Here is an 18779-nt window from a genome sequence, read left to right on the forward strand (position 1 = left end):
AGCCGCGCCCTCCGCCGACCTTCAAGCCGAACTTCGACGCCGGACCGACTTCAGGACCTCACGCCTGAACGACGTGTCGCCCGGACCCGTGAGCCGCAACGGCCCTCGGGCAAACAACAACGCAACGGTTTTGAAGGAGGAGACGCAAATGTCTTCTGAACAAACGATTCAGCCGCCTTTCGGCGGACGCTGGATGCAGCTCGCTATCGGCGTGGTCTGCATGGCCATGGTGGCCAATCTTCAATACGGGTGGACGCTCTTCGTCGACCCGATTCAGGAAAAGCATGGCTGGACGCTCGGTGCGATCCAGGTGGCTTTCTCCATCTTTGTCCTCACCGAGACGTGGCTCGTCCCGATCGAAGGCTGGTTCGTCGACAAATTTGGCCCGCGTATCGTGGTCGTTGTCGGCGGCCTGCTCTGCGGTCTTGCCTGGCTGCTGAACTCCGTCGCCGATTCGCTGGCGCTGCTTTATCTCGGCGCGGCTTTGGGCGGCATCGGCGCGGGCGCCGTTTACGGCACCTGCGTCGCCAATGCGCTGAAATGGTTTCCGGATCGCCGCGGTCTTGCGGCCGGCATCACTGCCGCAGGTTTCGGCGCGGGTTCGGCCCTGACCATCATACCGATCGCCAATATGATCGCCTCGTCCGGTTATGAGCACACCTTCTTCACCTTCGGCCTGATCCAGGGCGGCGTCACTTTGCTGCTCGGCCTGTTCCTCGCCAAGCCGGACGCGCGTCTCTTTGCGGCGAAGGCCAAGATCACGCAGACCCGCCGCGAATACTCACCCTGGGAAATGCTGAAGAGCCCGGTGTTCTGGGTGATGTATGCGATGTTCGTTCTCGTCGCGGCGGGCGGCCTTGTCGTCACCGCGCAGATCGGTCCGATCGCCAAGGACATCAAAGTCGCCGGCGTGCCGGTCTCGCTGTTCGGCCTCACCATGGCGGCGCTGCCTTTTGCGCTCGCCATCGACCGCATCATGAACGGCGTCACGCGTCCGTTCTTCGGTTGGGTGTCCGATCATATCGGCCGCGAAAACACGATGTTCATCGCATTCGCGCTTGAAGCCGTCGGCATCGTCGCGCTCTGGCATTTCAGCGCCGATCCGGTGGCGTTCGTCTTGCTGACCGGCATCGTGTTCTTCGCCTGGGGCGAGATTTACAGCCTCTTCCCGTCGACCTGCGCGGATACGTTCGGCTCAAAATTCGCCGCAACGAATTCCGGCCTGCTCTACACCGCCAAGGGAACGGCGAGCATTCTCGTTCCTCTCGCAAACGTCCTGCACGACAGCAGCGGTTCGTGGGAATCGGTCTTCTATATCGCCGCTGCGGTGAACGCGATCGCGGCGATCGCAGCATTGCTGATCTTGAAGCCGATGCGTGCGAAGACCATGCGCGACGCCAAGGCGGACGGAGTGGCCGCCGCTGGGCTGCAGCCCGCCGAGTAACGGAACGAAGATTGAGAACGAGAAGCGGCGGGCGAAAACCCGCCGCTTTTTATTCGGCCGGCTGAAGTTCCGGGCGCGTCTTGCCGGTACCCGCAAGATAGAAGGCGGCCGGCCGCGCAAAGAGGAAGCGGCCCCAGCCGGTCGCTTCGGTGATCGCGAACAGGATCAGCGGCGAGATCACGCCCACGCATGTCACGATCAGCGCCACCCAGCCGATATCGGTGACGATGCCGGTCTTGATCAGGATGACGCGCGTTGCCGCCATCGGGATGAAGAAGGCGAGATAGATGACGATCGAGTGCTCGCCGGCATAGCGGATGAAGCGCGCGAGGTTGAAGCGGGCGAGCAAGGATGCCGTCGCGATGACACCGAGACAGCCGGCAAGGCCGAGCACGATCGACACGCCGGGCAGCACCGCAAGGTCGAACCAGACCAGCGTCGCGTTGGCGAGGGCCCACAGGGCAACGAGCACAAGACCCGCCGCGGCGCGATCGCCGACCATTTTGGCGAAGGCGAAGATGTAGGGCGCCGCATACCAGCCGACGCAGAAATAGAGGAAGCGGGCCGCGAACTCGTCGATGACGGTCGAGCCGGTGTGCACCCGCAGCGTTTCAAAGATTGCCGCAACGGCAAGCACGATCAGCGGATGAACGCGCTTCACGAGTTTGGCTGTCACGAAGAAGATCGGCAGCAGGTAGATGAACCAGAGCGTGCCGAACGGCTCGATGAAAGCGAGCAGGAACTGCTCCACGCCCGCCTTGATGCCCTCTTCGGCGATCAGTCCCGGCCATTTGAAGGCGACGGCGATCAGGAACCAGAGCACATAGAAATAGGCGAAGTGCACGACCTTGCGGTCGAGATAGAGCCGCCACGGCCGGTCGATGACCAGTGACAGGAAGAGGCCCGAGATCAGGAAGAAGTCCGGCATGCGGAACGGGCGGGCGAATTCCACCACGTGATGCATGAAGCCGGTACCGCCCATGGCTTCGCCGACGCCGAGCGTCGAATGCATCATCACGACGAGGATGATGCAGATGCCCTTGGCATAATCGACCCACGGAATGCGCGGATCGCCGGAAGAAGAGGAAGTGGCCATGGGCGGGACAATACAGGATCAGTTTTCATAAGTTTTGAATCAACGGACCTATGGTTACCCCCGCCCTTCGCCGATCTATTACGCATTTATATTATGTTATTTTATAGAGCAAACTTTTTTCTTGCGTGTTTTAGGCAGAGGCTCCATATCCCTGTCAGAATTTTCCGCCTATATCGGGCGGCATAAGACAGGGAGGTCGCGATGAGCGTCCGTATTGGCGATATCGCCCCGGATTTCGAGCAGGACTCGACCGAAGGCAAAATCCGTTTTCACGATTGGGCGGGCGGCAAATGGGTCGTCCTCTTCTCGCACCCCAAGAACTTCACCCCGGTCTGCACGACCGAGCTCGGCGCGGTCTCCAAGCTGAAGGCCGAATTCGACAAGCGCGGCGTCAAGGCGCTCGGCCTGTCGGTCGACCAGCTGACGAACCACGACAAATGGGCTGACGATATCGAGCAGACCCAGGGCGCGCGCCTGAACTTCCCGCTGATCGCCGACGCCGACAAATCGGTGTCCGACAAGTACGGGATGATCCATCCGAACGCCTCGGACACGATGACCGTCCGTTCGGTCTTCATCATCGACCCGAACAAGAAGGTGCGCCTGACGCTCACCTATCCGGCCGCCACCGGCCGCAATTTCGATGAGATCCTGCGCACGATCGACTCGCTGCAGCTGACCGACAAGCACTCGGTCGCAACTCCGGCCGATTGGCAGCAGGGCGAAGACGTCATCATCGTCCCCTCCGTCACCGACGAAGCGGCGAAAGAGAAGTTCCCGCAGGGCTGGAAGGCTCTGCGCCCTTATCTGCGCGTCACCCCGCAGCCGGGCAAGTAATCCGGGCCCCTGCCCGGACTGGAAAATTCCGAACGTGATAAAAGCCCGCCTCCCCGGCGGGCTTTTTGTTTGCCCCTCTTGATTGAACGTCCCCGGAAACCTTCCTGCATCCAGCGGGTTGATCCCAGCGTATCGGCTGGAGGGAAGGTTTCTCATGAGCATCCAGACCCGCCCCCACCAGGGCCCGGGCCGCAAAGGCGAACTTCAGGCCCGCTTCAGTGAAATTCGCGCTCAGAGCGAAGAGCTGGCGCGCGGTCTCGAGCCCGAGGACCAGACGGTGCAGTCCATGCCGGATTGCAGCCCGACCAAATGGCATCTCGCCCATGTCTCTTGGTTCTTCGAGACCTTCCTGCTCTCGCCCCATCTGAAGGGCTACGAGACCGCCCATCCGCAATTCGGCTTCCTCTTCAACTCCTATTACGAAGCCGCCGGCCCCCGGCATAACCGTTTCGAGCGCGGCCTGATCACGCGGCCGACGGTCTCCGAAGTCGCCGCCTATCGTACGCACGTCACCCAGGCGATGAACGATCTTATCGACAGCGCCGATGAGACTCTCTGGGAACAGATCGAGCCGGTCGTCGAGATCGGCAATCACCACGAACAGCAGCATCAGGAACTGATCCTGATGGACATTCTCAACCTGTTCGCCGCCAATCCGCTGCGCCCCGCCTATCGGCCGTGGAGAGCGCACGAAGCACGTACAAGCGGTCGACTGTCATTTGTCGACTATCCGGGCGGCGTGTTCGAAATCGGACATCACGGCGAAGGCTTCGCCTATGACAATGAAAGCCCGCGGCACGAGGTTCTATTGCGGCCTTTCCGCCTCGCTTCCCGCGCGGTGACGAACGGCGAATGGCTGTCCTTCATCGAGGACGGCGGCTATCGGCGTCCGGACCTTTGGCTCGCCGACGGCTGGGCGCGCGTCCGCACCGGCGAGTTCGCGGCGCCGCTCTACTGGGAAAAGACCTCCTCCGGCTGGGAAGCCATGATCCTGTCCGGACAGCACAAGATCGACGCCGAAGCGCCGGTCGTCCATGTCTCTTATTATGAAGCTGACGCCTATGCCCGTTGGGCCGGCAAACGCCTGCCGACGGAAGCCGAATGGGAAGTCGCGGCAGGCGCCCTGCCCATCACCGGCAACTTTGCCGACAGCTCCTATCTGAGGCCGCTCGCGGCCCCCGACGCGACGGGCATGCCCGTCCAGATGTTCGGCGATGTCTGGGAATGGACGCAGAGTCCGTACACGGCCTATCCCGGCTATCGCCCGGAGCCGGGCGCGCTCGGCGAATACAATGGCAAGTTCATGTCGAACCAGATGGTGCTTCGCGGCGGATGCTGCGCGACGCCCGATCGCCATGTCCGGGCAACCTATCGCAATTTCTTCTACCCGCATCAGCGCTGGCCGTTTGCGGGACTTCGCCTCGCGGAGGATGCATGACACCCGCTCTCGCTGCCGCGCTCCACCTCGACGACGATTTAAATCCGCTTATCCGGGATGAGTTTCTGCGAGACGTTCTCAACGGGCTTTCGCAGCGACAGAAGACCATCCCGCCGAAATATTTCTACGACGCCGCGGGCTCGCGCCTGTTCGACCGCATCTGCGATCTGCCTGAATATTACCCGACGCGTACCGAAACAAAGATCCTGCGCGAGAGCGCTCAGGATATCGCGGCGCGCGCCGGTTGGGATGTCGCGCTCATAGAGTTTGGATCAGGCTCCTCGACGAAAGTGCGCATTCTGCTCGACGCGCTCAGGCTGCCGGCCGCCTATGTGCCGATCGACATTTGCGGGCCGCATCTCGAAGACGCCGCGGCAGCACTTCGCCGCGACTATCCACAGCTTGCCGTAACCGCCATCCACGCGGACTTCACGCAGGAAGTCCAGCTGCCGGATTCCATACGTGGCAAGAAGCGACTGGGCTTTTTCCCGGGCTCGACGATCGGCAATTTCACGCCGCCAGAGGCCGAGGCCTTTCTGTCCAAAGCGGCTAAAACTTTAGGCGCGGGCGCGGACATGCTTGTCGGCGTCGACCTGAAGAAACACGGCGCAGTGCTGCATGCCGCCTACAACGATCACGCCGGCGTGACAGCTGCCTTCAATCTCAATCTGCTCACCCGAATCAATCGCGAGCTGCGCGGCGACTTCGATCTTTCCGCATTCCGTCATCGCGCCGTCTATAACGCGGCTTTCGGCCGGATCGAGATGTATCTCGAAAGCTTGAAGCCGCAAATTGTCCATATCGCTGGCGACGTCTTCGCTTTTCGGGAAGGGGAGACCATCCACACGGAGAATTCCTACAAGTACACGATCGAGAGCTTTCACAGACTCGTGAAGAAGACGGGATGGAAGATTAGGGAGGTTTATGTCGATCGAGAAAAACTGTTCAGCGTGCACTTCCTCTCGCGGTAATCCACAGGAAGCGTCAAAGCTTTCCGCGCGCGGGAAGCTGCGAGTTAAGAAACAGTGTTTTCTTCCTATAAGTATCAGTTCGTATTGAATGTACGTACACGAAAGCGTGTAAATTGTGCAGTATTGAACAGGCGCGGTTCAACCTCAGGTGATAGCTTAGACTTAGGTTGAATGCCGTTGCCTCCGAGGCACATGGTGGGGATTCCGTCAGGGACGGATCGCGGCAGGGGAATGAAGCTCGGGTACGGCATCTCGACCATAAACGGGAGAGGGCTGCACATGTCGATCAATGATTACGGGGCTTCATCGTCGGGGCATTCCGCCTCGCGCAAACTCAACGAAATTCAAGCTGACCTTGTTTCCACCGCACGCCTTTGGGCGGTGGATGAAGTGGGCGCCGTAATGGCGCACCAGCTCTACGAGCCGCTCACAGCACTTCTGCTTTATCTGCATGAGCTCAAGCGGCGCGGCGTCGGCGAGGACGAAGGTCTCAACGGCGCCGGCGACATGATCGAGAAGGCGCTGTCGGAAACCGAACGCGTCTGCGAAATCATGGAACAGATCGGCCGCAGCATCGACAAGCCGCAAGCGGACAACACCGATCTCGCGCTTGCCCGCGGCCGCGAAGCAATCGACTGGGTAACGCGCAGCAGCAGCCAGCCCAAACCCGCCGTTCCCACCGCTCCACCTCTCTCCGCGCAGGTTCAGGGCCTCAAAAGCCTGACCCGCCGCGAACGCGAAGTGCTGACCCTCATCACGGCAGGCGCTTCGAACAAGGAAGGCGGATACCGGCTCGGCATCAGCATGCGGACCTTTGAGGTTCATCGCGCGCACATCATGGCCAAGCTCGGCGCCCGCAATGCCGCCGACCTTGTTCGCATCGCGCTGAGCGAGGAACGGTGAGCTTGGGTCTGGAGTCCGCGCCGTCGCGCGCGCCTCTGCCCGGGCAGCCCCAGACCCGCGTTTTGCCTCACGAAATCTTCCGCCTCGCAGTGGAAGCTTTTCCGAACGGCATGGTCATGGCCGACGAGTCCGGCAACATCCTCATGGTCAATGCCGAACTGGAACGCCAGTTCGGCTATGACCGTGATGAGTTGCTGGGCGAGACAGTCGAAGTCCTTATTCCGGAACGTTTTCGCGCCCGGCACTCCCATCATAGGGAGACCTTTACCCGCACCGCCAAGGCGCGAAAAATGGGCACCGGCATGGAGCTGTTCGGCCGCCGCAAGGACGGCTCCGAATTTCCCGTCGAGGTCGCCCTCAATCCGATTCAGTTTGCGGAGCGTCTGCTTATCGTCGGAGCCGTCGTCGACATCTCCGAGCGCAAGCGAGCCGAACGGCTCAAGGATGAGTTCGTTGCAACGGTCAGCCACGAACTGCGCACACCGATGACCTCGCTCGCAGGCTCGCTCGGCCTGCTGGTCGGTCAGTGGTCGGACAAGATGCCGGCCCCGGCCGCCCGGCTTCTCGTCATTGCGCAAAGCAACGCGCAGAGGCTGGTGCGCCTTATCAACGACATCCTCGATATCGAAAAAGCGGAATCGGGCTCCGTCGCTTTCGCGTTCAAGCGGATCGATGCCGTCGAACTTATCGAGCAGGTCATAGAGTGCAACCGCACCTATGCGACGAGCTACAACGTCCATGTCCGGATCGAATCCGATTCCGATCATATCGAAATCACGACGGACGCCGACCGCCTCGCGCAGATTGTTACAAACCTGCTGTCGAACGCGATCAAGTTCTCGCCGCCGGACGCGGAGGTTGTTGTGACCCTCAAGCGCCGGGCGGGCGGCCTGCGCCTCTCCGTTCGCGATTGGGGGCCCGGGATTCCGGACGACTTCAAACCGCATGTTTTCGAGAAGTTCGCGCAGGCCGACGCGACCAATGCGCGGCAAAAGGGCGGCACGGGGCTTGGCCTCAGCATTGTCAAACAGCTGGTGGACCTCTTCGGCGGGAAAGTCGGCTTCAGCGATGCGCTGGACGGGGGTACGATTTTCTTCGTCGAACTTCCCGATCATGAAGGTCACCGGCCGCGCATCCTGCATCTCGATGACGATCAGAACGTTCTGGCGCTTGTTCGGGTGGCGTTGAGCGACGACGCCGATGTTATTTCCGTCGACTCTCTCGAAATGGCGCGCATCGCTTTGCAGACCAACCAGGTCGATCTCGCGGTGCTCGATATCGCCGTCGGCAACGCATCCGGATTAGACCTCATGCCCCAGCTTCGCGATGCAACGGGGAACATCATTCCCGTCATCGTGTTCAGCCAGGTGGACGATCTCAATTGCGACGGTCAGATCGGGGGAAGCCTGCCCAAAGGGCGCACCTCTCTCGACGATCTGGTCGATGCCGTACGTGACCGTCTTCTGCCACCGACCACGCGTTACATAAAGGAGGTCGCATGAGCCCGCTTCGTGTCCTACACGTCGATGACGAGCCCGATATCAGGGAGGTCGTCGAACTCTCGCTCAGCCTGGATCCTGCCTTTGAAACGCGCGGCTGCTCTTCGGGAAAGGAAGCCTTGTCGGCCGCGCACGAATGGACGCCGGATCTCATCCTGCTCGATGTGATGATGCCGCATATGGACGGCCCGACGACGCTCTCGCGGCTGCGAGAAGATGCGCAGACCGCCATGATCCCGGTCGTGTTCATGACGGCGCGAGCCCGTGCCGGCGAGCTCGAATATTTTCGATCGCTCGGCGCGCTCGGCGTCATCCCCAAGCCCTTCGACCCGATGAGCCTTGCCGGCTCCGTGCGCAGCCTCCTCGAGCCTGACGCCCGGCTCGCGGCTTTGCGCGAAACATTCGCGCGGCGCGTCAGCGACAACGCCGATGCTTTGGCGATGTGCCGCTCGGCCCTGAGGGAGTCTGCGGCGTCGGACATGCTCGGCGATGTCCGGGATCTCGCACACAGCCTGGCCGGCGCGGCGGGTATTTACGGCTTCCAGAAGATCAGCGACGCCGCAGCACGACTCGAGGAGGAGAGCTATTCGGCGCTGGAAGGATTGGGTTCGGCGGATGACGTGATTGGCGCCATCGGCCGGCTTCTCGGCTGCATCGAGGCACAAAATCTTTCAGGCTATGGGACACAGGCGCGGCCGCATTGAAGCCGCGCCGACACGAACCCGGTCACATCTGGACCGATAGCGTCGTGGAGCCATAGCCGGACGGATTGGGAATCGTCGAAACGGCGCGTGTCAGAAGATGCACACGATCGCTCCAATCGTTCGGACGGCCGGTGACAACCGATGCGCTGGCCGAAATATGATCGAACCCATTCGAGCTTGATACGTTGCTCGCGACGATGGATGCCTGCAAATTCTCGGCAAGCTTCGTTGCTTTTTTCGACGAGGCATCGGGGACAATCAGAACGATGGTCCCGTTCCCGTAGGACGCCGCCATCACCCCCACATTGGCGGCCGTTTCCCGGACCGCATCCGCAAACTGCCGCATGGCTTGGGCGAGATACCTCTCGCCTTGTGCACCATAAAGTTCGAACTGGTCGAGCGACAGGGCGATGATCGATATGTCCCGCCCCGGGGCGAACTCACCCGTTGCAATGAGATAGGCCTCGGCAATTTCCGCCATCACAAGACCTGTGGCGCCGTCGACCCATTGCCCGGCGCGTCTTTCGACCCAGACCGACATGAACGTCAAAAACTCGCGCTCGCGCATGCGGCGATGATCGAGTTCCGCCTTCAGCCTCAATGCGGAACGCACCCGCGCCAGGATTTCGGTCCGGTTCAGCGGCTTCGTGACATAATCGTTCGCGCCCGCGATGAACGCACTCGCAAGACTTCCCATCTCGTCCAGTGCGGTGGTCATGATGATCGGCACATCGCGGTAGCGCTCATCGCCGCGGATACGTGCACAGGTTTCGATGCCGTCGACCCCCGGCATGACCACATCGAGAAGAATTGCATCGACCCGGGGGGGCTCTTCGGTTTTTACGCCGACCTGAAGATACCCGCAGGCCTCGCGCGCAGATCCTGCGCCCACGGTCATGTAGCCGCCGACCGAGAGTATCGCATCGGCGACGTCCCGGCCGTCCTCAGAATCGTCGACCACGAGGATGCGCATTCTCTCCCCCATCTTTATCCGGGCTCCGCCTCCAGCTCCGGCATGCTGCCGCCGTCGGCGAGGACCGCGGCGCGGACATTCTTCAAACCTTCTTCAAGGAAGATCATTTCGTCTTCGGTCAGGCCGCGGTCGGTGCGGCAGGCCCCCGCGAGCATGGCATCTATCGGCCGCGCTGCACGCCCGGTCTCTTCAAAACCGACCGTCGGCCCAATGCCGCAAATGTCGTGAAATCGTCTATAGGCGGTCGTCGTCGCCTCCACGGCAGCCGGGGAGTTTCCGACAAGTTTGGGAAGATGCTCGGTGGTATCCCGAAGGTAGAATGCGAGCTTCAGGCCAAACCTGTCTTTGATTATCGCGATCCGCTTCTGAAACTCGGCTTCCGACATGATACGCCTCGAACCCGCAGGCCCATGCGACCGAATGTCGGGCCGTCAGGTTGCATCGGCGTTAAAACGGATCAGTGTAAATTACGTACGTACAGATACGGCTCTCCGGCGTTGAGCGGGCAGCCGCACGCAAACATCGATGGCCTCGAAAAGCTGCTGCGGGCGGAAAGGCTTGCTGAGACAGTATGTGGCGCCAAGCTCGGATGCTATCTTGAGAAAGTCCGGCATCGGCATTCCCGCGCTGCGGAAGCGGAATCCGGACATCGCGATGATTGGCATTTCAGGATCAGCGCGGCGAAAGTCCTTGATCGTTTCCAGGCCATTCATGCCGGGCATGAATATGTCGACCATCACAACATCGAACGGGCTTGTTCCGAACAGCTCGGCGCCCCGGCGGGCATTTTCGGCGAGAACCACATCGCAGTTCTCGGGCCGCAGCAGCGCCTCTATGGCGCCGCGGACGGATTCATCGTCATCGATCACAAGGACGCGCGGCATGCTTGTCTCTCCCGTGGCCCTAGCGCTACAGAATAGCGGAAGTATAGCTCTACACGTACATACGAAGATAGTACGCAGTTCTTCAGATAAGACCCTTGCGATATTTACCTTTCGATAAGAGTTTAAAGCTTTCCGCTCACTCCTCTTCGAGGACAACACTGTTCAGGGATTTGTGCACCTCAAGCTGACCGCTGTGCCCGTTGTAGGAGATGTAGCCCAGCTGCCGGAACCTGTTCATGAAATGACTGACGCGCGAGCGCGTCGTTCCGATCATCTCGGCAAGCATCTCCTGGCTGATCGGCGGATCGATCGCGCCGGCGCTTCCGTTCTTGCCGGCGCCAAGGATCAGGAGAAGGCGCGCCAGGCGCTTTTCGCTCGAATTGAACAGTTGATCGATCAGATCGGCTTCAATGCGCAGATTGCGGGCCAGGACATAAGAAAGGAAACGGGCGCCAAACTCCGGATTGTCCTTGAGCAGACGCAAGGCGGTCGCCCGCTCGATGCGCAGCACCGCCCCGTCCGTCATCGCCTTGGCGGAGGCGGTGCGGAGCGACTGGCCGGCAAGGCAGTTTTCGCCACAGAAATCGCCGGCTTCGAGAATGGCGATCACGCCCTCTTTCCCGTGCTCGGACAGGACATTCATCTTGATCTTGCCGCGACGGATAAAGAACAGCGCGTCAGCGGGCTGGCCCTGGGCGAACAGAACCTGGCCCTTGCTGAACCCGGCTTCCGGCGCATCGCTCTCCGCGAGAGCGAGCGAGGCTTGCGACTTCCTGTCCGGTCCCTCGTGCAATCTCTGATCCCTGGCCTGTCGCCGCCGCGGCCGAAGCGTTGACCTTGGTCATCCGCACTTCTACCGACTCAATGTCTGACCCTGCCGCGTCACTGGGTTGGGTTTCCATTGTGTATTATACTTATGGTTGTGATAAACTAACAGAGGTGAATCGGGGCTGTCGCGTCAGAAGCGCGGGACGGCGGCGTGCTTTCATTGCCGCGTGAAAACCCTTCGGTTAGTGTCCCGGCGCGCCAAGCACCCGTAGCTCAGCTGGATAGAGCGTTGCCCTCCGAAGGCAAAGGTCACAGGTTCGAATCCTGTCGGGTGCGCCATTGGCTGATCGTTTGCGCGCACGAAGGAGCATGGCGGAGATTTCGCCGGATCAACCGGACCGCATTTGCCGTTGCATCGCTCAACCTTATTGACCGAGCTCTGAGATGAACATCGACGGCCGCACCATCCGCCTCCGGCTCGCCGAGCTTGCCGACGCAGAATTCATCCTCTCGCTGCGTGTAAATCCCGCCTTATCAACGTTTGTTTCTCCCGTGTCGCCCGACATTGAGAAACAACTCTCCTGGCTTCGCTCGTACAAGGAGCGGGAGAGAGACAAAGAAGAATTTTATTTTATCATCGAGAGCCTCGGCGGCACGCCATACGGGGCTGTTCGGGTTTATGACTTCCAGGGTCCGTCGTTCTGTTGGGGCTCGTGGCTCATCTCTCCCGATGCGCCCGCATCGACAGGCATCGAGTCCGCACTGCTCGTATATGAGTTCGCCTTTTACACGCTCGGATTTACAGCGAGCCATTTCGACGTACGGCAAGGCAATACGCGGGTAATTGCATTCCATGAGCGTCTTGGGGCTGTACAAGTCGCGTCCAATGACCTCGACTGCTTCTTTGAATTCAGCAAGGAAGCGTACGAGAAGATCAGGCCGAAATATGCGAAATTTCTGCCTGCGTAAATCCCCTCGCCCCAAACGAAAGCGGCGCGCCTATTTCGCGCCCGAAGCCTTCTCGGAGCTCCGCCGAAAGCAGATTCTAGCGGTGAGGAGGCCTTCTTCCCGCTCGCCTCCGCTCAGCCCTTAGCCAAACGAAGCGCTCGAAGAGCCCTGCGCATTGACCGCTTGAATAAAGAAGGCGGAGAAGCGCCGTGCAAGGCGCCAGCCGACGAACCCGCATTAATCAACCGGCCAAGAACTGACGCCTCCGAATGCTTTGACGCGGCATGCTCAAAGCACTTCTGCCCGAGATTAGAAATCGCGTTCGGTACCTTGAGCTGAGAAATGATTTCTGACAGTTGATGCACCGGCAAATTGTCGGCGGCTGCCAACTCATCAAGATACATTCCAAGAGAGAACTGGGGGGAATCGAAAAGCCAAAGATAAGAATCGAAATTCGCCGCCCCCTCACTCAGGAAGGTGAGAACTGTAGGTATTTTCAGGTTTGCCACCTCTAGCGAGGAGATGCCCATTGCGAACACAATATCGGCATTGCTGACCAAATATCGGTCAAGTTCCTCGCCTATGATCGTGCCATAAAAAATGGCTTCGACGGACAGCCGGGCACAAGCGTCCTCAAGACGTGACCTCATATTACCATCGCCGATGACGTGCAGCCGCACGCGCACGCTGTCCCGAAGATTTGCAAGGTTTTCGATCAATGGATTGATGGCGCCGAACTTGTCATCGTCGAGACGACCGAGCCAGGCAATATTGACATACCCCGGCTCGTGGAAGCCTCCTGTTCGAGAGATGGCTTTTTGGGTGGCGTATACTGGGACAAAGTTTCGAGTGAAGGTCGCATTCAACACCCTCTCCGCGGCCTTCCAGCACGACCAATCCATGAAGATCAAAGAACGAAAGGCGTGCAGCCACTCGATGTGCTGCTTCGCGGCCTCCCCCGTCTTAGAGGTGCGATAGCATAGCCATTCAAAACTCTTTGGATGAGCGAACCAGGAAAGAAGCCTGACGTTACGACCCGTAATTACGGGAAGTTCAAAGCCTAGGGTCGCGGGAAACACCAGCAAACCACCTTGCAGAAGCTTCAACTCCGACCCCTGTTCGATCATTTTCACGCCGCTACCGGAAAGCATCCGCCTGCAAACGCCATCCTTATAGTCGATAAAGAATACCTGGAAATGCAAGTCGTCAGCCAACGCGCGCGCAAGACGTGTGAACAGAAACTCATAGCCCCCGACTGTCCGGCTCGGCAAAAGGAATGCAAAAGTGGGGCTTTCTGCTCCCGTAGTTTTGTTTCTGGCGGCGACAACCGAGAGATAAGTTTCCCAAAATTTGACTTGCGCAGCGGGCGGCAGATCTTCGACAAACGGAGCCGCTGCTCCAGAGGATTTTTCCGCCATTTCGAGAAAGTAGGTGGCGCCCCGGCCGTCAAAAAACTGCAACATCTCCGCGTAGAACTCGCTGTTCAGATAATGCTGTTCGGAGACTGAAAGACTCATCCATATTCCAGTGTCCAAGACGCGATAAACGCTGCGGATCGTTGGATCAAAGTACCCCTTGCCGCGCGCGAGATGGAGTAGTGAACGGAAGGATTCTCCCTCGTAAATCTTTTCCTGGGGCGTTCCGACTTTGGAGCGCAACACATCGATATTCTCGGCAAAAGCCCCGCAATTTCGATAGAATGTCGCTGATGTATGCCCAGCAACAGCGCCACTCAGGTGGTCAAAGCCAAACGTCCGACTCATACCCGAATGGTATGGACGCTGTTTTCCATTCTCTTCCAGAAGCGTGTTGCTCATGAACACGGTATAGTCTGCGTGACCGTCAAGGAAGTCGAGCGCCGCCTGGATATGATGCGGGTCCGTCCAATAGTCGTCCGGATCAAGGACGGTCACATACCGCGCGCCTGCCTTCTCATAGCATCGAATCGAGTTTCCGAGGCAGCCTGCATTGCTTGCGTTTGGATAGCTTCGAATTTTTTGCGGGTAGCGTTGACAAAACTGATCGATGATGGTCTGGCTGTCGTCAGTCGACGCATCGTCGCAGATTATGATTTCGTACGTATACGTTGTTTCTTGGCCAAGGACCGACGTCAAGGCATCTTCAATGTACTTACCCTTGTTGTAAACTGGTATAAGGATTTGAAGATCAAGCATGCCGGATCATACCACATTTCGTCAGATTGGTGATTTGGTCGTAGGGCAAAGTTCCGGTTTTGAACGCACATCATCACTCGGCTCGGCTACGATATCGCGGCCTTCCGCTTTAAAGGCCAGCTACAACATGTCAAACCGTCAGCCCGCCCTGCCTTATGATGCTAGGCAAGGGCAGCCCGGCTACCTTGACGAGCATCAGTAGCTCAGGCTCTATCTGTGCGAAGATGCTGGGTCGATAAAGTATTCGGCGGAGCGATGTTTACCTTACAGGTTTTTCGGAATGCGAAAAGTTCGGCGCGAGTTCGCACGAATCTTCAGGAATTCGGCAAGCTTTCTCGAGAGGATTAGTCGAAGCGTCGATCCAACGTTATTTTGGAACGGATATTCCGATCCAGCATCTCGGACCGGTTTTGTAAAAGTAAGGTCGGTCCGCTCCTGGTGCTTTGAACACGACCTTTCCTATACCGTAATTGCGCCTGCGAAAAAGACGCCCGTAGACAGGCCAAAGGTCATCGGCACCCCGCCCTACGAACCGCGCGGCGGACACGCAGAGCTTCCGGAAGTCTACTTGGCGCGACTTAGGGACGTCACGATCATTGGCGGCACGACGATAATTTCGCCAGAGCCGGGCGTGATTCTTTACGATGAGATCGCCCTCTCGTCCGGATTCCCCTACGGCAGCAGGACGCCCGCTCTTGAAATTCGCCCTGCCTTGAGTTGTTTTCCGTGCTCAGTGGGGCGCGTTGATAGGGCTGTTCACTTCTGCAAGGAAGGGCACTCAAATTATTTCCATTGGCTGACGGACTGCCTGCCGCGTTTGATGCTGACAGAACACGAACCCGATCTTCGGGGGTGGCCTCTGCTCGTCGATAGTGACGTCCCCCCTCAATGCATGGATGCGCTGCGAAGAGTCACATCGCGAGAAATTATCAACGTTCCTCATAAGGCATGCATAGAAGTTGGCGAGCTGGCCTTCCCTTCAGAACTGTCTGTGCTTCACGATCGTTATGAAGGAACGGTCGACTTGGAGCGAGACATTGTCCTCCGTCCTGAATCTCTTCTTTTTACCCGTGAAAAGCTCCTGGGGAAAAGGCGAGCAGAGCCACGCACGAAAATCTATGTCTCTCGTGCAAACGGGCGTTATCGAAAGCTGCTCAATGAGCAAGAGATCATCCGCCACGTAAAGCGCCGGGGATTCTCGATCGTTTCACCGGAAGAAATGACCTTGGACGAACAGATCGATATATTTTCCAACGCTTCCCACATCGTCGGCCCCACAGGGGCGGGGTTCGCCAATATGCTGTTTGCACCTCAAGGGTGCCAGGCGACGGTCCTCGTCGGTGATAACGCAAATACGAATTTGTATTTTTTGAACCAGATCGCCCACGCGTTTAGTATAGATCTCACCTACGTTGTCGGGTCAGAGGTCGCCGGGAGATTCATGCCTGCCGTGCACAACGACTACTCCGTCGATATCAGCCTGCTGGATCTGGCGATCGGGTAACGCGCCCCGGTGTCGTAGCTCCTAGGCCTGGACGCCGGCTATCGGCGCGCCGCAAGAGATGCGAGAACGGCCGGGCGTTTAGCTCCAATGAACCTCACGCCTGCCCTTCGGTCGTTCGCCGTTTTTCTTCGGTCAGTCGCGCAAATTCGCGCCGCATGTCTCTGTTCATGCGGGCCTGAAGCTGCCAGGCCCGCAACGGGTTTCTCCTGCGCTTTATCATCAACTCAGCGAAGCCGTAATCGAAGCCGTCAAGAATAACTTCAAGCTTCTTTAGCCGCCTGGTGATGGCGGCGGTCACGGCGTCTCGATCGCCGAGTCCTACACGCAGCGCGTCGGCACGTCTCTGATGAAGAGTGGAGATTTCCCTTGCCACCGCGGAGCGTCGCAGTTTGCGGTACTCCGCGAAGCTGGAAGGTTGCCGGTGATAAAAACTTGCGCCGGACCCGACCGTATAGGACACCAGCGGCAAATCTATATATGCAATTTTGCCTGTAAGTGCCGCCCGGAAGCCAAGGATGAGGTCTTCGTATGGGCCATCTTCCGGCAAGGGACCGAACTTATCAAACAGCGAGCGTCGCCATGCGCCTGTTGCGCCGACGTACAGACTCATCGAGGTAGCGCACTCCCGCAGATGCCAATCGCGCAGAAAGAGAATCGCTGGAGCGGCGCGTTCTAAAAAATCAACTCGGGCGTCTTCATCGCCTACGGGCTCTACACTTGAGTGCACGAGAACTACGTCGTCACGGCGGAAGGCTTGAAGAACTTTATCCGCCCTGTCAGGGCGCGAGATGTCGTCGGCGGCCGCTGCGATTATAGGGTCACCGCTCGACAGCTGAATGCACCGATTGAGATGCGCGCATATCCCAAGATTGCGTTCCGTCTGCTGGACCGTCACGAGGTGCGGGCCCCGATATCCGACCACGGCCTCTTGTATGCGGCTGAACGTTTGATCGTCCGAGCAATCGTCGGAAATGAAAATCTCGAGCGGATCGCCTGCCTGATTCAATACAGCTTGAACGGCGCTCTGCACGCAATCTTGCTGATTATAAGAAAGCAGGATGAAGGAGGCTTTGCGCATTCACGACCCGGGCTATCCATAAATTTGGGCTCGGCTAAAGAGACGACTGCCTGAATTCGCGGTCAACGGTATTCACCGCATCTATAACTGCCTGCTGCATTTCTCTGTCGAGAAACGGCCCCATAGGAAGACTCAAAACCTCTGCTGCCATTTGCCGGGCGATCGGAAGCTCCTCGGGCACACTTCCATATTCGGCGTATGCTATCTGCATATGCGGCGGGATCGGGTAATGGATCAGCGTACCGACTCCCAGTTCCGCCAGACGATGCTGAAGAAGGTCCCGCTTGTCGCTACGCACGACATACAGATGCCATGCGGACTCAACCCAACCGGGGGTCAGCGGCAGCTGCAAATCTGTGCTGGCAAGACCCGCATCGTATCGCCGCGCGATACCGCGACGATGTTCGGTCCAACGATCAAGGTGCCTAAGTTTGACCCGTAACACTGCAGCTTGCAATGGATCAAGGCGGGAGTTGGCGCCCTTTACTTCATGAACGTACTTCACCCGGCTGCCATAGTTGCGCAGCGTTTTAATTCGTTCCGCCACCGCATCATTGTTCGTCGTGATCGCGCCCGCATCCCCGACTGCACCCAAATTCTTTCCCGGATAGAAACTCCAACAAACGACATCGCCCTGAGCGCCGATGCGACGTCCCTTATAATTTGCGCCGTGCGCCTGTGCGGCATCTTCAATGACCTTCAGGCACTTCTCGCTTGCCAAGGAGAGGATAGGGTCAAGGTCCGCCGGCTGCCCGTACAAATGGACCGGAAGGATGGCCTTGGTACGAGACGTAATCTTCTCGCCGATCCGTCCGGGGTCCATGTTGTATGTTCGACAGTCAGGCTCAACAGCCACAGGGCGGGCTCCAACGGCCGACACCGCCAGCCATGTTGCGATATAGGTATTGGACGGCACCAAAACCTCGTCACCTGAGCCGACGTCCAGGGCGCGTAAGGCTAGCGTCAAAGCATCCAATCCGTTCGCCAAGCCCACCGCGGCTTTCGCGCCGCAGTAATCCGCCCACTCGCGCTCAAACAGTTCCACCTCTTCGCCGAGAATGTAAATACCGCTATCCATAACGCGAGCGATCGCCTCTGTGATTTCGTCACGAAGCGGCTCGCTGGTCAGCTTGAGATCGAGAAACGGAATCTTCACTGCGCGCGCTCGGCTGCCTTCAAAAACTCGCTGTAACTCCGATAGTAGTCGGCTTCGTCATAATACTCGGATGCGAGCACCATGCAGACCGCCCCTTGACTGAAGCTATCTATTTCGCGCCACACCAACCGGCTGATATGCAGTCCACGTCGCGGGTTTCGTAGCCAATATTCTCCCTGGGTCCGGCCATCATCAGTTTTGACGCGAAAACTTCCCGATAAGGCAAAAACGACCTGCTCCAATTGCTTGTGCGCGTGCCCGCCGCGTTCGGCGTCCACGGGCACATTGTACAGGAAATACACTCTTTTGATCGAAAACGGGACGTGACGCATCCCTTCCATGAAGGTCAGATCACCCCGGGGGTCCGATATCACCGGCAAGTCAATAAGAGTGGCACCCAAA

18 protein-coding genes and 1 tRNA gene are annotated in these 18779 nt (G+C 58.7%); 10 read left to right on the forward strand and 9 right to left on the reverse strand.

The window, feature by feature from the left end; all coding sequences use genetic code 11:
- The first annotated feature begins 148 nt into the window (after positions 1-148).
- The gene (gene oxlT / locus IZ6_RS15485) at positions 149-1444 is read left to right on the forward strand and encodes an oxalate/formate MFS antiporter (RefSeq protein WP_222875924.1); all 1296 of its coding nucleotides are present in this window, start codon (positions 149-151) and stop codon (positions 1442-1444) included.
- 49 nt (positions 1445-1493) lie between these two features.
- Here oxlT and IZ6_RS15490 read toward each other — a convergent pair whose 3' ends face one another.
- Positions 1494-2540 carry an acyltransferase family protein gene (locus IZ6_RS15490; RefSeq protein ID WP_222875925.1) on the reverse strand — a complete coding sequence of 349 codons (1047 nt, stop codon included), beginning with the start codon at positions 2538-2540 and terminating at the stop codon, positions 1494-1496.
- 201 nt (positions 2541-2741) lie between these two features.
- On the opposite strand from IZ6_RS15490, the gene IZ6_RS15495 reads away from it, so the two are divergent.
- The 6 genes from IZ6_RS15495 (at position 2742) to IZ6_RS15520 (ending at position 8892) form a co-directional block, all read left to right on the forward strand.
- Complete coding sequence (locus IZ6_RS15495) at positions 2742-3377, forward strand: peroxiredoxin (protein ID WP_222875926.1); 636 nt, start codon at positions 2742-2744, stop codon at positions 3375-3377.
- 154 nt (positions 3378-3531) lie between these two features.
- On the forward strand, positions 3532-4815 hold the full coding sequence (egtB, locus tag IZ6_RS15500; RefSeq protein ID WP_222875927.1) for an ergothioneine biosynthesis protein EgtB: 1284 nt from the start codon (positions 3532-3534) through the stop codon (positions 4813-4815).
- On the forward strand, positions 4812-5786 hold the full coding sequence (gene egtD, locus IZ6_RS15505) for an L-histidine N(alpha)-methyltransferase (protein WP_222875928.1): 975 nt from the start codon (positions 4812-4814) through the stop codon (positions 5784-5786). Before egtB ends, egtD begins: the two co-directional genes overlap by 4 nt.
- A gap of 279 nt (positions 5787-6065) precedes the next feature.
- Entirely contained in the window at positions 6066-6689 is a 624-nt protein-coding gene (locus tag IZ6_RS15510) for a LuxR C-terminal-related transcriptional regulator (RefSeq protein WP_222875929.1), read from the forward strand.
- Positions 6690-6751: 62 nt separating this feature from the next.
- Positions 6752-8191: an ATP-binding response regulator gene (locus IZ6_RS15515; RefSeq protein WP_222875930.1), complete on the forward strand. Its 1440-nt coding sequence runs from the start codon at positions 6752-6754 to the stop codon at positions 8189-8191.
- The gene (locus IZ6_RS15520; protein WP_222875931.1) at positions 8188-8892 is read left to right on the forward strand and encodes a response regulator; all 705 of its coding nucleotides are present in this window, start codon (positions 8188-8190) and stop codon (positions 8890-8892) included. The genes IZ6_RS15515 and IZ6_RS15520 overlap by 4 nt, the downstream gene beginning before the upstream one ends.
- 22 nt (positions 8893-8914) lie before the next feature.
- Here IZ6_RS15520 and IZ6_RS15525 read toward each other — a convergent pair whose 3' ends face one another.
- From IZ6_RS15525 to IZ6_RS15540, 4 genes are all read right to left on the reverse strand, one after another.
- Positions 8915-9865: a response regulator gene (locus tag IZ6_RS15525; RefSeq protein WP_222875932.1), complete on the reverse strand. Its 951-nt coding sequence runs from the start codon at positions 9863-9865 to the stop codon at positions 8915-8917.
- Between the two features lie 14 nt (positions 9866-9879).
- Positions 9880-10251, reverse strand: coding sequence for a hypothetical protein (locus tag IZ6_RS15530; protein ID WP_222875933.1), 372 nt, complete (start codon positions 10249-10251; stop codon positions 9880-9882).
- Between the two features lie 81 nt (positions 10252-10332).
- On the reverse strand, positions 10333-10749 hold the full coding sequence (locus IZ6_RS15535; RefSeq protein ID WP_222875934.1) for a response regulator: 417 nt from the start codon (positions 10747-10749) through the stop codon (positions 10333-10335).
- Positions 10750-10885: 136 nt separating this feature from the next.
- The gene (locus IZ6_RS15540) at positions 10886-11542 is read right to left on the reverse strand and encodes a Crp/Fnr family transcriptional regulator (protein WP_225873937.1); all 657 of its coding nucleotides are present in this window, start codon (positions 11540-11542) and stop codon (positions 10886-10888) included.
- A gap of 237 nt (positions 11543-11779) precedes the next feature.
- On the opposite strand from IZ6_RS15540, the gene IZ6_RS15545 reads away from it, so the two are divergent.
- Together IZ6_RS15545 and IZ6_RS15550 are read left to right on the forward strand one after the other, a co-directional pair.
- Positions 11780-11856, forward strand: a tRNA-Arg gene (locus IZ6_RS15545).
- Between the two features lie 105 nt (positions 11857-11961).
- Complete coding sequence (locus IZ6_RS15550; RefSeq protein WP_222875935.1) at positions 11962-12486, forward strand: GNAT family N-acetyltransferase; 525 nt, start codon at positions 11962-11964, stop codon at positions 12484-12486.
- Positions 12487-12599: 113 nt separating this feature from the next.
- Here IZ6_RS15550 and IZ6_RS15555 read toward each other — a convergent pair whose 3' ends face one another.
- Complete coding sequence (locus IZ6_RS15555) at positions 12600-14639, reverse strand: glycosyltransferase (RefSeq protein WP_222875936.1); 2040 nt, start codon at positions 14637-14639, stop codon at positions 12600-12602.
- A gap of 280 nt (positions 14640-14919) precedes the next feature.
- Between IZ6_RS15555 and IZ6_RS15560 the strand changes: the two genes are divergently transcribed.
- A complete protein-coding gene (locus tag IZ6_RS15560) occupies positions 14920-16143 on the forward strand; it encodes a glycosyltransferase family 61 protein (RefSeq protein ID WP_222875937.1) in 1224 nt (407 codons plus the stop codon).
- A gap of 94 nt (positions 16144-16237) precedes the next feature.
- Here IZ6_RS15560 and IZ6_RS15565 read toward each other — a convergent pair whose 3' ends face one another.
- From IZ6_RS15565 to IZ6_RS15575, 3 genes are read right to left on the reverse strand one after another with little or no spacing between them, the layout of a single operon-like run.
- Positions 16238-17221, reverse strand: a complete 984-nt coding sequence (locus tag IZ6_RS15565; RefSeq protein ID WP_222875938.1) for a glycosyltransferase — start codon at positions 17219-17221, stop codon at positions 16238-16240.
- 34 nt (positions 17222-17255) lie between these two features.
- On the reverse strand, positions 17256-18377 hold the full coding sequence (locus tag IZ6_RS15570; RefSeq protein ID WP_225873938.1) for a DegT/DnrJ/EryC1/StrS family aminotransferase: 1122 nt from the start codon (positions 18375-18377) through the stop codon (positions 17256-17258).
- Positions 18374-18778, reverse strand: a complete 405-nt coding sequence (locus IZ6_RS15575) for a sugar 3,4-ketoisomerase (RefSeq protein ID WP_222875939.1) — start codon at positions 18776-18778, stop codon at positions 18374-18376. Before IZ6_RS15575 ends, IZ6_RS15570 begins: the two co-directional genes overlap by 4 nt.
- Between the last annotated feature and the right edge of the window lies 1 nt (position 18779).

This window comes from Terrihabitans soli (assembly GCF_014191545.1).
Lineage (GTDB): Bacteria > Pseudomonadota > Alphaproteobacteria > Rhizobiales > Methylopilaceae > Flaviflagellibacter > Flaviflagellibacter soli.